This window comes from Thermogemmatispora carboxidivorans (genome assembly GCF_000702505.1).
GTDB lineage: Bacteria > Chloroflexota > Ktedonobacteria > Ktedonobacterales > Ktedonobacteraceae > Thermogemmatispora > Thermogemmatispora carboxidivorans.
On the sequence record NZ_JNIM01000001.1, the window covers coordinates 1,627,135 to 1,641,764 of the forward strand.

General features: G+C 60.6%; 9 protein-coding genes. 7 read left to right on the plus strand and 2 right to left on the minus strand.

Going from position 1 to position 14,630, the window contains the following annotated elements; all coding sequences use genetic code 11:
* Positions 1-5: 5 nt before the first annotated feature.
* Positions 6-923 carry a 4Fe-4S dicluster domain-containing protein gene (locus N688_RS06440; protein ID WP_081838580.1) on the minus strand — a complete coding sequence of 306 codons (918 nt, stop codon included), beginning with the start codon at positions 921-923 and terminating at the stop codon, positions 6-8.
* Between the two features lie 146 nt (positions 924-1,069).
* Entirely contained in the window at positions 1,070-4,294 is a 3,225-nt protein-coding gene (locus N688_RS06445) for a molybdopterin-dependent oxidoreductase (protein ID WP_156025326.1), read from the minus strand.
* A gap of 407 nt (positions 4,295-4,701) precedes the next feature.
* Here N688_RS06445 and ftsH point away from each other — a divergent pair, with 407 nt between their 5' ends.
* The 7 genes from ftsH (at position 4,702) to N688_RS06490 (ending at position 14,388) form a co-directional block, all read left to right on the plus strand.
* Entirely contained in the window at positions 4,702-6,543 is a 1,842-nt protein-coding gene (ftsH, locus tag N688_RS06455) for an ATP-dependent zinc metalloprotease FtsH (protein WP_052888512.1), read from the plus strand.
* Positions 6,544-6,561: 18 nt separating this feature from the next.
* Positions 6,562-7,152: an RNA 2',3'-cyclic phosphodiesterase gene (gene thpR, locus N688_RS06460; RefSeq protein WP_052888513.1), complete on the plus strand. Its 591-nt coding sequence runs from the start codon at positions 6,562-6,564 to the stop codon at positions 7,150-7,152.
* Between the two features lie 1,275 nt (positions 7,153-8,427).
* Positions 8,428-10,194 (plus strand): biosynthetic-type acetolactate synthase large subunit, encoded by a 1,767-nt coding sequence (ilvB, locus tag N688_RS06470; protein ID WP_081838582.1) that lies wholly within the window; start codon positions 8,428-8,430, stop codon positions 10,192-10,194.
* Between the two features lie 40 nt (positions 10,195-10,234).
* A complete protein-coding gene (ilvN, locus tag N688_RS06475; protein WP_052888515.1) occupies positions 10,235-10,774 on the plus strand; it encodes an acetolactate synthase small subunit in 540 nt (179 codons plus the stop codon).
* Positions 10,775-10,789: 15 nt separating this feature from the next.
* A complete protein-coding gene (gene ilvC, locus N688_RS06480) occupies positions 10,790-11,821 on the plus strand; it encodes a ketol-acid reductoisomerase (protein WP_052888516.1) in 1,032 nt (343 codons plus the stop codon).
* Between the two features lie 150 nt (positions 11,822-11,971).
* Positions 11,972-13,153: a 2-isopropylmalate synthase gene (locus N688_RS06485; protein WP_052888517.1), complete on the plus strand. Its 1,182-nt coding sequence runs from the start codon at positions 11,972-11,974 to the stop codon at positions 13,151-13,153.
* Positions 13,154-13,410: 257 nt separating this feature from the next.
* Entirely contained in the window at positions 13,411-14,388 is a 978-nt protein-coding gene (locus tag N688_RS06490; RefSeq protein WP_202901850.1) for a branched-chain amino acid transaminase, read from the plus strand.
* The last annotated feature ends 242 nt before the right edge of the window (positions 14,389-14,630 follow it).

Below are 14,630 nucleotides of genomic sequence, written 5' to 3' on the forward strand. Positions count from 1 at the left end.
GCTCGTCATCGCCTCCTGAAGGAGAAAATTCCGAACAGACCCAGGGCCAACGCCGCCAGCGCTGTCCAGAAGGAAGCGGGTAGAACGTGTCTGCTGGGACGTGACGGGCGTTCGGGCAGGTTGTAGACGGCAGGCTCGTCCAGCAGCAGGAAGAAAGCGTGAAGGCCGCCTTCCAGGATGGTATCGTCGGCGCCATAGAGGCGGGCCTCGCGCAGACCGCGCTCATGCAGCTGGGTCAGACGAGCCTCAGCCTGCTGGCGCAGCTGATCGACCGGGCCGAAAACGATGGAGTCTGTCGGGCAGACCTTAGCGCAGGCTGGCTCCAGACCATCCTTCAGGCGATCGTAGCACAGTGTGCACTTGCGCGCTGTTCCTCCCAACGCATCGCGGGCGATTACCCCGAAGGGGCAAGCGACCACGCAATAGCCGCAGCCGTTGCAGACGTCCTGCTGCACATAGACCGTATCGAATTCAGTACGAATGATCGCCCCGGTCGGACAGGCTTCGAGGCAAGGAGCATGAGCGCAATGCTTACAAACGTCGCTCAGCATCAGCCAGCGATCGGGATTGAAGAAAGGTAGCTCTGTGGGAGCCGCGACCGTTCCCGCTGTGCCCCCTCCAGCGTGACTGCCCTCCTCATGACGCCCGAGGCGTTCGATAAAGAGCACGTGGCGCCAGTTGATCGCGTTCAACTCCCGCGTATTATCATAGCTGGTTCCCGCCCAGACCGGTTCACGAGCAGGGAGCTGGTTCCACTGCTTACAGGCAATTTCACAGGCTTTACAACCGATACACAGACTGGTGTCGGTAAAAAAGCCCACCGCTGTCTGTGGAGGCAGCGGCTCCTCCTTGCGCAGCGGTTCCAGCAAGGTGCGCAGCTGCTTGAGCACCCCAGGCAGGGATCTCGCTGCTTCAACCGCCATAGTCTACTCTCCTTTGCTGCCAGCGTGCCAGAGCGGCGGCACCGGGAACGGGACGCAGGTGCAGATTGCCAAGACTGCCAGTGCGCGGCCATCTGCACAGCCAGGTTGCCGGGGCCGGAGTGCCGTGCCGCTCTGCGAGTGCTGAGTTAGCGCCTGCCTCGTCGTGCTGGACGCACATCGCACAGGAAGGCTTTTGCCTCCTCGATACTGACATTGGGTTCCAGCACCATGTGAGTCAGATCGTTCGTGATGCTACCTCTGGTCTTGCCCTGGAAGCCCCAATGGAAAGGCAGCCCAACCTGATGGACGATGCGCCCATTGAGCCGCAGCGGACGCAGCCGTCGCGTCACCATAGCACGCGCCTCGATCTCGCCCCGAGGCGTACTGATAATCACCTCATCGCCGTGGCGAATCTGGCGTTCTGCGGCCAGCTCGGGACTGATCTCGACAAAAAGGGCCGGCTGGAGCGCGTTCAGCCAGGGCAACCAGCGCGTCATCGGCCCGCTCAGATGGTGCTCTGTCAAGCGGTAAGTCGTGGCCACGATCGGATAGCGCTCGTCGCCGACCGCCGCCAGCCGATTATCGGGTCGGTCGCGGAAGTAGCGAGCCACAGGATTGCTCTGGCGATGGTACAGCGGGTTGGCGATAGGCGCCTCCACCGCCTCATAGTGTGTCGGCAGCGGACCATCCTTGAGGCCACTCGGCGCAAAAAGCCAGCCCTTGCCATCCGGCTTCATGATGAAGGGGTCGCTGCCGGAATGGGCGTCGATCCCGGTAGCACCCGGCGACGGCGTATAATCTGGCGGCTTGCGCAGCGGAAAGTCGGGAACATCGTAACCCGTCCACTGCTGACGCTCCTCGTCCCACCAGATATACTTTTTGCGCTCTGACCAGGGACGGCCCTGGGGATCAGCCGAGGCGCGGTTGTAGAGAATACGGCGGTTAGCCGGCCAGGCAAAGCCCCAGTTCGGGAAGGTATAGCCGGAAGGGTCACGCGACGCCGCGCGGTTTCGTTCCGGTGCTGGATAGACTCCGCTGTAGATCCAGGAGCCGCAGGCCGTGCTGCCATCGGCTTTAAGCACCGTGAAATCAGGCACGTGCGACGCCTCACGCAGGCAATACTCCTTCCCATCGGCGGAACGCGCATAATAGCCATTGATCTCCTTCAGCACCAGCAGGGCATCTGGCTCATCGAGAATGCGCGAGCCGGGTTCAGGTGTCTCGCGCTCGTAGTCCCAGGTCAGAGCCTTGATCGGCAGATCGCGCTCGTGGGGACTATCGGCGTAGAGCGCCTTCAAGCGCTTGCCGAGGTGGTAGACAAACCACAGATCGGAGCGCGCGTCGCCAGGGGGATCAACGGCCTTGTCGCGCCACTGTAGCAGACGCTGGGTATTAGTGAAAGAACCCTCTTTCTCCGTGGAGGCGGCGGCAGGCAATAGGAAAACCTCGGTCTTGATCTGCCTGGGATCGACCGTCTCACCCTCTGGCCCCCGGTACCAGAAAGCCGCCGACTCGACCTCGTAGAGATCGCGCACTACCAGCCAGTCGAGCTGTGCCAGAGCCTTACGCTGCATGCGGGCATTCGTGCTGCCGGCAGCGGGATTCTGACCAAAGAGGAAGTAGCCGCGCACCTTGCCATCGAGCATAGCGTAACTCGTGGCCAGGTGAGAATGGTCACTGATAATCTTAGGCAGGAAGCGATAGCTGCGCTCCCCGTTCTCCTCATCGGCGTAGGAGCCGTACCAGGCTTTCAACAGGCTGCGGATATAGGCCGGCAGATTGGCCCACCAGCCTGTTTTCTGACCGACCGCAGCGATATACTCGGCCAGCGTCTGTTGTGAAGGACCGACCGGCCTCATCTCCTCGCCAGCGACCGGGGCCTGCACTTCCTCCGACCGCGGACGCCTGGTTCCCTCTCCAGGGGCAAGCAGAGCCGCGGGTTGTGGCATATAGCCAGAGAGCAGATCGTAGAGCGTTGGGACATCGGTTGACCCCTGGATCGAGGCATGGCCGCGCAGAGCCATTACCCCGCCGCCTGGGCGCCCGATATTGCCCAGCAATAACTGAAGCATAGCCGCCGTGCGAATAATCTGCACGCCCTTCGATTGCTGGGTCCAGCCCACGGCGTAGCAGATCGCGCTCGTGCGCTCGCGGCCCGAATTGGCGACCAGAGTATCGACCACTTGCTGCCAGAGAGCGCGCGGTACCCCGCAGACCTGCTCGACCAGCTCGGGCGTATAACGTGCGTAGTGGCGGCGCATGATCTGGTAAACGCAGCGTGGGTGCTGCAGCGTCGGATCGCTCAGCGGACGGCCCTCGGCATCACGCTCGTAATCCCAACTGGTCGGATCATAGGTCCCGGTTTCGGGATCGTAGCCCGAGAAAACCCCATCAAGGTCCTCGGTATCGCGGAAATCCTCGCGGATCAGGGTGGCGATATTGGTATAATGCAGCACATACTCCTCAAAGAAGGCCTTATTCTCCAGCAGATAGCGAATAATGGCCCCTAGGAAAACAATATCGCTCCCTGCACGGATGGGCACATACAGGTTAGCGAGCGCGGAGGTACGCGAGAAGTGAGGGTCGATGTGGATAACCCTGGCGCCGCGCTCTTTTGCCTTAACAACATTGGCGAAGGCCACCGGATGGGCTTCCGCCATGTTGCTGCCCATGATCAAAATGCAATCGCTATTGACAAGGTCCTGTGGGAAGGTCGTGGCCCCGCCACGCCCAAAGGTTGTGCCCAGACCGGGCACTGTAGAGCTGTGTCATATACGGGCCTGGTTCTCGATGGAGACGATACCCAGGGCGCCCGTGAAGAGCTTCTTCATCAAATAGTTCTCTTCTACATCGAGCGTGGCACCGCCCAGCGAGGCCATAGCCAGCGTATGATTGACCTCTCGCCCATCCGCAAGCCGCTCAACAAAGGTCGCATCCCGCGTCTCTTTAACACGCAGCGCAATCTGCTCCATCGCCCAATCAAGCGACTTTTCTTCCCAATGATCGCTGTAGGGGGCACGATAGAGTACGCGCGTCAGGCGGCTGGGATTCACCGTATACTGAAAGGTCGCCGCCCCTTTGGGGCAGAGTGTCCCGTGGTTGATCGGGCTGTCTGGGTTCCCCTCAATATCGATCACCTGGCCATCTTTCACATAGACGTTGAGGCCGCAACCCACAGCGCAATAGGGGCAAACGCTATGAACCACGCGCGCATCCCGAATGCGGGGCGCCTTGTAACGGCTCTCCGCGCTGAAGGGTTGGCGCTTGGAACCGATCTCCAGGGCCTCATCGGCCACCTCTTGGAGCGTCTTCACCAGCAGTGGTCGCGCTGCAGTTGCTTCTTCTGCTTCTTCGCGCTTCCTGGATGACATAGGATCTTTCCTTTCCGTTCCGTTCCATCTCCTGCGAGTCGTGCGCTGAGCTGCTCAGGCATGCTGAGTAGTAGGGCATGCCGCTGTCGTCGGTATCTTCAGCGTCGTTGGTGCTGCCGACTGAGGAACAGAATCATTATGGCACGGGCCGGGAACGATTTCCAGTCCCGTCGAGAGGGGCCACTCTCCCTGATTCTGGCACGAGCGCAAGAAGCTGGGAAAAAGGGTCTGCCTGCCGACCCTTCCCTCCTGGTACAATCAGCTACAGACTTGCTAAACCGGGCGGTAGCGGGCTATAGTAATCACATATTTGAACCGATCTAAAACACTGAGAGCTACCTTGATATACTCTGGGGATACATAACCTGCCCTGGAAGTAGATGTTGTAAGAAGGATTTAAAGGATGCATGGATAGGTCTCCTGAGCACAAGCACGAATCATCGTCGAAGGACAAGCGACGATTCTCTTTGAAGGCGTTCTGGAAGCAGAACCCCTGGCTACGTCTGGTTCTGCCGCTAATTCTGGTGAGTGCCGCGCTCTTCGTCTTACTGACCATGCGCGTCGTACGCACTCCCTTGATGGGAGTAACCACGCACGAAGTGCCGATCAGCGCTTTGCTTGATATGGCCGACCATCACCGCCTCCAGAGTGTCCTGATCAGTGGCGGCGATGTCTACGCGCGCGATCGGAGCGGTCAGCAATACCATGCTTTGAAGGAAGAGGGGCAGACCCTGACCGACCTTTTGCGGAGGGACGGGGTCACTGTGACTGTCGATAACGGGCAGCATACGAGCTGGGAGCAGGGACTGGCCTATCTCTTCTTTGTCGCTCTCGTTGTCGGTGGGGCCTTCTTCCTCCTGCGCCGGGCTGGTCCTGGAGCCTCGGCCCTCCCTTTCGCTCGCTCGCGCGCGCGGCGCTTTCACGAGAGTCGTCCATCAATCCTCTACAAAGATGTTGCTGGGGTTGAAGAGGCCAAAGTTGAGCTAGAAGAGATCGTTGAATTCCTCAAGCAGCCCGGGCGCTTCCGGGTGATGGGGGCGCGTACGCCGCGCGGGGTTCTGCTTGTGGGGTCGCCGGGTACAGGCAAGACGCTGCTCGCGCGCGCTGTCGCTGGTGAAGCGGGCGTCCCTTTCTACAGCGTTAGCGGCTCTGAGTTTGTCGAGATGTTCGTTGGTGTGGGGGCTGCACGTGTGCGCGATCTCTTCCGCGAGGCGCGGGCCCATGCTCCCTGCATCATCTTCATTGACGAAATTGACGCTGTTGGTCGTCAACGCCATGCCTCGGCGGCCAGCGGGAACGATGAGCGGGAGCAGACCCTCAACCAGCTACTCGTCGAGATGGACGGCTTCGAGAAAAACAGCAGCGTCGTCGTAATCGCCGCCACCAACCGGCCCGATGTTCTCGACCCGGCTTTGTTACGTCCAGGCCGCTTCGATCGGCAAATTGTCCTGGATAAGCCGGATATCCGCGGACGCCTGGCGATCCTGGAGGTCCATGCTCATGGAAAACCCCTGGCGGAGGAGGTCGATCTGCAGCACGTAGCGCGCCAGACGGCGGGTTTCTCAGGGGCTGATCTGGCCAACCTCCTCAATGAGGCGGCGCTCCTGGCGGCTCGTCGGCACCGTGACACTATCGGCAATGCTGAGCTAGAAGAGGCTATTTTGCGAGTGATGGCAGGGCCGGAGCGTAAAAGCCGGGTCATTACGGAAGCAGAAAAGGCCATCATTGCCTATCACGAGGTAGGTCACGCCATCGTCATGCGCTCGCTGCCCGGCGCAGACCCAGTACGCAAAGTGACGGCCATCGCCCGCGGCATGGCCCTGGGCATTACGCTCCAGGCGCCGCTGGAGGACCGCTATCTCTTGCGCCGCTCGGAGCTGCTGGCGAAAATGGCCGGCGCTATGGGAGGGCGCGCTGCTGAAGAATTGATCTTCGGCGACATCACCACAGGAGCCAGTCAGGATATCGAGTACGTGACGGCACTGGCACGGCGGATGGTCTGCGAGTTTGGCATGAGCGCCTTGGGCAATGTGGCCCTCAAAATGAATGAGGATGGCACTACCCTGATCAGCCCCGAGATGGCGGCCCGCATCGACGCCGAGGTTGCGCGCCTGGTAGAGGAGGCTCATCAGACGGCTCTCGACATTCTACGCCAGAAACGTGAGAAGCTGGTCGCTATCGCTGAGCGCTTGATCGAGGTTGAGACCATCGATGGTGAAGAGCTGGATGCCATGCTCTTCGCCGCGTGAGGGGAACGCTTGCTTGCGATGACACGCACTTTTCTTGCTCTCGACCTCAGCCCAGAGCTACAAACCTTTCTGGGACGAGCCATTGCCCGTGGCACGCATCTTTTACCCGCGGCGCGCTGGGTTGAACCGGCCTCGTTACATGTGACGCTGGCTTTTTTGGGAGAGTTGAGTGATGAGCAGTTGGCACAGGCAATTGAGGCCAGCGAGGCTGCAGCGCGCCAGGTGCCGCCTTTCAGCTATCGCTTAACAGGACTTGGCACCTTTGGACCGGCCAGCGCGCCACGCGTGATCTGGATGGGCCTCGAGGATGCCTCGGGACGGATGCGGGCCTTGCAGCAAGCACTCATGCGTGAGCTACAGGCGCGGGGCTTCCCTCCCGAGGAGCGTCCTTTTTCTCCCCATTTGACGCTGGCACGCCTCAAGAGGCCGCTCTCACGCGAGGAGCAGCAGGCTTTGCAGCGCTTGCTCTACGAGATCCGCGTGCCGGCTTCTCTGCCACAACACGCCGTGGAGACCCTGGACGTCATGAAGAGTGAGCTGTCGCGAGCGGGGGCCCGCTATAGCTACTTGCATCGTGCCCACCTTGCAAGGCCACAGGATCAGGAGTAGCTGTAGCTGGCGCTGGACCTTCTCAATACCAGCTGCTCTCTCGCTGCCCTCCGCTCTATCCAGGCACCTGGCTCCCTCTTCTGCTGAGCAGAGCAAGCGAAGAGGGAGCTGCCTCTCACCCTGGTGATCCCCTCCTGGCAGAGCTTATCACGAACCAAAGAGCGGCCCGAGCAGCCTCCAGCCTGCCCTCATCGCTCTCACAGCTCGCGCCAACAGGAGTAGAAAGCGATTCAGGGGTTGACAAACTCCAACGAGTGGTGTATCCTCTCAGACAGCAGGACCCGCTACGAAGAAGTGGCTCCACTAGGGTGGTAGGTGGAAAAGGGAAGAAGAGCAGGTACGGGGTTCGCAAGACGGCCTGGCAACGACGCCCGCAGTCAATTACCTCCGAGATGCCGCGCATGCTCTTATGCTCTCTCTGTATGGCAAGCTGGTGAGAAATCAGGAAGAAACTGGGCCAGCTCGCGGTGGAGAGAAGCCAGCGCAGCAGGTTTGAGGCAACGGTTGGCCTCTTACTGTTGAACGTCTCTTGCAAGCAAGCTATCATCTCTCTAGCTGTTGAGAAGGTTGTTTGGCGCAGAGGGTATCTTTCCCTGCTCTAAGCTGAGCAATCGCGCGGAGCGGAAGAAGTACGGAACAGCAAACACGCACAAAGGTAGCGAGATCTCTGAGAGAAGGAGCCAGTGAGCATGTCAGCAGCGTGTCGTACCGGCAACCAGCGGGCCGAAGCGATGTCTCGGGCTGAACAGCCTGCCAAGGGCTGTCGCTCTGCTGCTGCCACTATGCGTGGTGGTATGGGGCATGCTGCGGCTGCGGCTACGGCTACGGCCACCATGTCCGCTGCTATGATGGCTGGTCTCCTCCTTATTCTGAAAATCGGCGTCTTGACGCCGATTTCTTTATTTGTGGTCCCTCTAGCTATTGCGATTGCATCCACGCTCCTCCTTGTAGGGCTTGTGCTCCTTATTGGCCTTAGCCTTACCCTTAGCGGGTTGGTAAGCCTTACGGGCCTTAGCCTTAGCCTCGTAACGCTTACCACGGGCCTTACGCCTGGCACGCCGAGAGGAGAGTAGCGGGAGCAACGACGCAACCCGATCCAGCGCAGGTAACCTAACGAGGGCCTCCCGGCAGGGCGGTTCCTCGTTTTTTATTGCTTGCAGGGCGTTTCGCAGCAGTCTCACTTGCATTATCTGGTCTCAAGCGTCTATCACACACACGTCGAATCAAGTCTAGCGAGCTATGCAGGGACGCCCCTAGGTTAAGGAGGAAGGTAGTATGACAACAACTGCGACGGTTACTCAGGAGTCAGGAGATGCCCGTAGGGCCAGTGCGCACGCTACCGATGAAGCGCGCGAGCTGGCAGGTAGTCACATTCTCTGCGAGGCCCTGGTGCGCGAGGGCGTAGAGCTGCTCTATGGCTATCCGGGTGGCGCGATTATGCCTTTCTATGACGCGCTCCCCGCCTATCCGCGGCTGCATCATGTCCTGGTGCGCCATGAGCAGGCCGCGGCCCATGCCGCCGATGGCTACGCGCGTGCCACCGGCAAGGTTGGGGTCTGCGTGGCTACCAGTGGTCCGGGCGCCACCAATCTGGTGACCGGCCTGGCCACCGCTTACATGGACTCAACGCCGGTAGTCGCCATCACGGGCCAGGTGGGTCGTCCCTTCATCGGACGCGATGCTTTCCAAGAGACCGATGTTCTTGGCCTGACCCTGCCCATCACCAAGCACAACTTCCTGGTCAGGCATGTTGAGGAACTGGCGGATGTGGTGCATGAGGCGTTCCAGCTCGCCCGCAGCGGGCGCCCCGGCCCAGTGCTGGTCGATGTTCCCAAGGATGTCCAGTTCGCCAAGACCGTCTATCGCCCTGCTGCTTCCGTGCGCTCGATCGAACTCTACCGCGCGACGCGCGTGCCCCAACCGGCACCCGAGGCCATTCAGCAGGCTGCACGCCTCATCGCTCAGGCCCGCCGCCCAGTCATTATGTCTGGTCATGGCATCATCCTTTCAAATGCCTATGCCGAGCTGCGTGCCCTGGCCGAGAAGACCAACATCCCGGTGATCACCACCCTCCTCGGCCTGAGCGCCTTCCCGGTTGATCATCCACTCTTCCTGGGCATGCCGGGCATGCATGGGCCGGCCTTTGTGAACCGCGCGATTGGCGTCACCGACCTGATTATCGGTGTTGGTCTGCGCTTTGACGACCGCGTGACCGGCAAGGTGAGCGAATTTGCTCCCCAGGCGCAGATCATCCATATCGACATCGATCCCTCGGAGCTGAACAAGGTCAAGCCGGCTGTCGTACCCATTCTGGCCGATGCCAAGGCAGCCCTGGCGGCCCTGGTGGAGGCTGTTGAACCAGGGAATCACCAGGGGTGGCTTAGCGAGCTGCGCCAGTGGGAGGCCGAGGAGCAAGAGCGTGCTCGCCGCCTGAGCCGCCCTGTGCCCTATCCCACACCGACCGATATCCTGGATGCCATCTACGAGGTCACCGATGGAGAGGCCACGGTGGTCAGCGATGTGGGCCAGCACCAGATGTGGACAGCCCGTTTCTACAAGTGGACTCGTCCCAACAGCCATATTACCTCTGGCGGCCTCGGCACGATGGGCTTCGCCCTGCCGGCGGCGATGGGCGTCAAGATGGGGCGACCCGAGGCCACGGTCTGGGTGGTGGCCGGAGACGGCGGCTTCCAGATGAATATCCAGGAGCTGGCGACGCTCCGCGATGAGGGCGTCGAGATCAAGGTGGCCATCATGAACAACGGCTACCTCGGGATGGTGCGCCAGTGGCAGGAATTTTTCCACCAGCGTAACTACTCTGAAACTCCTATTAGCAGCCCGGATTACGTCAAGCTGGCAGAAGCCTATGGCCTGACGGGCATGCGGGTAGAGCGACGCGAAGATGTCCAGGCCGCCGTGCAGCAGGCCATGCAGACCCCTGGCACGGTCATCATCGACTTTGCCATCGAGGCCGAGGCCAACGTCTACCCAATGGTGCCTCCTGGAGCCGCCATCACCGATATGATTATCGAGCGAGAATAACGGGCAGGTTGTGAGGACAGACGGAAGGATGGGATCAGACATGACAGAGCAGGCTATCGCCTCAGCGCGTGCCGGGCAGGCGGATGCCCCCCAGGGAAGCGCGCGCCTCTATACCCTGGCGCTGCTGGTCGACGATCGCCAGGGAGCAGTTGATCGGGTGGTCAATGTGCTGCGTCGCCGCCGGGCCAACATGCGCACCCTCGTCGTCGGCCCGAGCGAAGAGGCCGGAGTCGCACGGGTCACTGTGGTCGTCGACGATGCCGAAGTCGGCGTCGAGCACCTCAGCGAGCAGTTGCGCAAGATTGTCGACGTTCGTCAGGTGCTCCTCTTCCCGGCTGGGCGGGCGATCGAGCGTGAGCTAGCCCTGGTCAAGGTCAACTGCACCGCGGCCAACCGCAGCGAGATCATCGAACTGGGCCAGCACTTTGGGGCGCAGGCCGTCGATCTGGCGCCCGAAACGCTCACGCTGCAGGTTACCGGCAAAGGTGAGCAGGTGGAGCAGCTCCTGGAGCGGCTCCAGCCTTATGGCATTCGCGAACTGGCGCGCAGCGGTTGTCTGGCGATTGCGCGCGATGAATAGGAGGAGAAGCAGTCAATGGCGAATATCTACTACGATGCAGATGCCAATCTTGAGCTGATTCAGGGCAAGCGTGTGGCGGTCATTGGCTATGGCAGCCAGGGCCATGCCCATGCCCTCAACATGCGTGACAACGGCTGCAATGTCGTAATTGGCTTGCCAGCAGGCAGCAAGAGCCGCGAGAAAGCCGAGGCCGATGGATTGCAGGTCATGACGACCGCTGAGGCGGCGGCGCAGTCCGACATCATTATGCTGCTGATCCCTGATCAGTACCATCGCGAAGTATTTGAGCGCGATATTCGTCCAGGTCTGGCCCCGGGCAAGATGCTGATGGTCGCCCACGGCTTCAGCATCCATTATTCACAGATCGTGCCGCCTCCCGATATTGATGTAGCAATGGTAGCCCCCAAAAGTCCCGGCCATATGATGCGCCGGCTCTTCACCGAAGGCGTAGGCGTGCCGGCCCTGTGGGCTGTCCATCAGGATGCGACCGGGCAGGCGGAAGCCCTTACACTGGCTTATGCCCGCGCCGTGGGATGCACACGCGCCGGCGTGCTGCGCACGACCTTCGCCGAGGAGACTGAGACCGATCTCTTCGGCGAGCAAGCGGTACTCTGTGGCGGCGTGACGGCCCTGATCCGTGCCGGCTTCGAAACGCTGGTGGAGGCTGGCTATCAGCCCGAGGTGGCCTATTTTGAATGCCTCCACGAGATGAAGCTGATCGTTGACCTGATGTACCAGGGCGGCATGAGCTATATGCGCTACTCGATCAGCGACACCGCCGAGTACGGCGACTACGTCTCTGGGCCGCGCCTCATTAATGAGCAGGTACGTAACGAGATGCGCAAGATCTTGCGCGAGATTCAGGACGGCACCTTTGCGACACGCTGGATTCTGGAGAATCAGGCCGGGCGCCCGGCTTTCCAGGCAATGCGCCGCGCCAACGCGCAGCACCAGATCGAGCAGGTCGGTAGCGAGCTGCGCGCGATGATGCCCTGGCTCAAACCTGTAGACAAGCGGCCTGAAATTGCGGGGCCGACCAAGAAGTGAGGAAAGGAGCAGCCTGAGCTGGCCCGCCGGTGACGAGCCTGCTGGCCTGGCCGCCGGCGCGCTCATCGGCTTGCCTGCGCTACGGGTGGCGGGACGCCGACAAATGGCCTCTCGTCGCCCGGTGAATGGTCACAAGGAGGAACAACAACAATGGAAGATCCTGCGGTAATTCGTGTCTTTGACACAACTCTGCGTGACGGTGAACAGTCGCCTGGCGCCACCATGACCACCGAGGAGAAGCTGCAAGTTGCTGAGCAGCTCGTGCGCCTGAACGTCGATATCATCGAAGCTGGCTTTCCGGCAGCTTCACCCGGAGACCTGGCTGCGGTGAAGGCTATCGCGCAGCGCGTGCGTGGCCACAATGTGGCCGTCGCCGGTCTGGCGCGCGCCAATAGCGAGGATATCGATGCGGCCTGGGAAGCCGTCCGCGAGGCGGATCAGCCAGTGATCCATGTCTTTCTGGCTACCTCTGATATCCACCTGAAGTATAAGCTGAGGATCACGCCCGAGGAGGCCCTGGAGCAGGTCAAGACTATGGTGGCCTACGCGCGCAATCTCTGCCCGCGGGTCGAGTTCTCGGCGGAAGATGCTACCCGCAGCGACTGGGACTATCTTTGCCGCGTCTTCGAGCTGGCCATCAAGGCGGGTGCTACAACGATCAATGTGCCCGATACGGTCGGCTACGTGATGCCGCATGAGTATGAGATGCTCTTCCGCTACCTGCGCGAACATGTGCCGGGCATGGACGATGTGGTGCTCAGTGCCCACTGCCACGATGACCTCGGCCTGGCCACCGCCAATACCCTGGCGGCGATCCGCGGCGGCGCTCGACAGGTGGAGGTGACCATCAATGGCATCGGTGAGCGCGCCGGCAATACAGCGATGGAGGAGGTGGTAATGGCCCTGCGCACGCGCCCGGATGTCTTCCAGGCCGATACGCGCATCAATGCCCACGAGTTTGTTGCGGCCAGCCAGCTAGTCAGCCGCCTGACGGGTATCCCTGTGCAGCCCAATAAGGCTATTGTGGGCCAGAATGCCTTCGCTCACGAGGCCGGCATCCATCAGGATGGCGTGCTGAAGAATCGCTTGACCTACGAGATCATGACACCGCAGTCGGTCGGCTGGGACGATACACGCCTGGTGCTCGGCAAACATTCCGGACGCCACGGCCTCGACGCCCGCCTGCGCCAGCTCGGCTATCGCTTGAATGCCGAGCAGCTGAAGAAGGCCTATGCGCGCTTCATCGCTCTCGCCGATGAGAAGAAGTATGTGACCGACGACGATCTGATCTATATCGTCGAAAGCAGCCTGGAGACGCCTTCGGCGATCTGAGGCCACGGCTGCCCTGCCCTGCCCCGGCTTGCCGGGAAGAGCGCCCCTCTCCGCTCCTATCCCGACTGGCCAACTGGCAGACGAGACAGGTCTAGCAACGGTCAAGAGAGAGCTTCTGGCCCGCAAGGGTGTGTCCGCCAGAGGTTTGAGCGGCACGCCCTTGCGCCTTATTCCTTTTTTGTACTATTCTCTTGTTTGCGCGTGGGACGATGCCTTTGCCCCTGCGCTTTGCCTGTATCGATCGAAGGAGTGAGGTCGTGACGCAGACACAGAGTTCTCAGGAAGCCACACCGCAGAAGGTCTCGATTCAGGACCCGCTGGAGGGCTATGCCTTCTTCGAGGGCCGCGTTGTGCCTATGGCTGAGGCCAGGATTAGCATTGCTACCCATGCCCTGCAGTACGGTACTGCCTGCTTCGAGGGAATCCGCGCCTACTGGAATGCCGCTCAAGAACAGCTCTATGTGCTGAAAATGCGCGAACACTATGAGCGAATGATGCACTCATGGAATGTAATGCGTTTCAATCTTCCCTATTCTATGGAGGATTTGGAGCGTATTACAATTGAGTTGCTGCGAAAGCATAACTATCGGCAAGATGTCTACATTCGACCGATCGCCTATAAGGCTTCGTTGACGGTCAAGCCGCGCCTGACTGGTCTCAAAGATGAGTTTGCGATTTATACCTTTGGCATGGGTAACTATGTGGACATCGAGTCGGGCTTGCGGGTTTGCACATCAAGCTGGCGGCGGGCCAACAGCAATGCCATGCCGGTGCGGGCCAAGGTGACGGGGGGCTACGTCAACAGTGCCCTGGCGACCGAAGACGCTCTGGCCAGCGGCTTTGACGAGGCTATCATGCTGACGCACGATGGCTATGTCTCAGAGGGCAGTTCCTGTAATCTCTTCATCCTGCGCAACGGCAAGCTGATCACTCCGGCTCCCTCTGAAGACATTCTCGAAGGGATCACGCGCAATGCTCTGATTCAGCTGGTGCGCGATGAATTTGGCATGACCGTCGAAGAGCGGCGCATTGATCGCACGGAGCTGTATGCCAGCGAAGAAATGTTCCTCTGTGGGACTGGCGTCCAGGTTTCGCCGGTGATCAGTGTCGACCACCGCCCGATTGGCAGCGGGCGCCCTGGTCCCTTTACGATGAAGTTGCAGGCCCTCTATCTGGCAGCCTGTCGCGGCGAAAACGACACGTATCGCCACTGGCTGACACCCGTTTACGAATAGGGAGAGAGGCGCTGTGGAGCCGGGTGGGGGAGCCTTGCCCTTCTTGTTGCCTGTCTCGCTTACCTGAGCCAGAGCGAGCGGTGAACACGGGGGGAGCCGTCCCCCTCGCTCCCAGGCCCGTCTTATTGGCGCCGTGGCTACTGACGAGTAGCCCAAGTGCGTGCTACAATAAAAGCCACTCTTGTCCGCTGACAAAGCAGACAGAAAGGAGATGCTGAGAGCAATGGAAGGTCTTGCAGCTG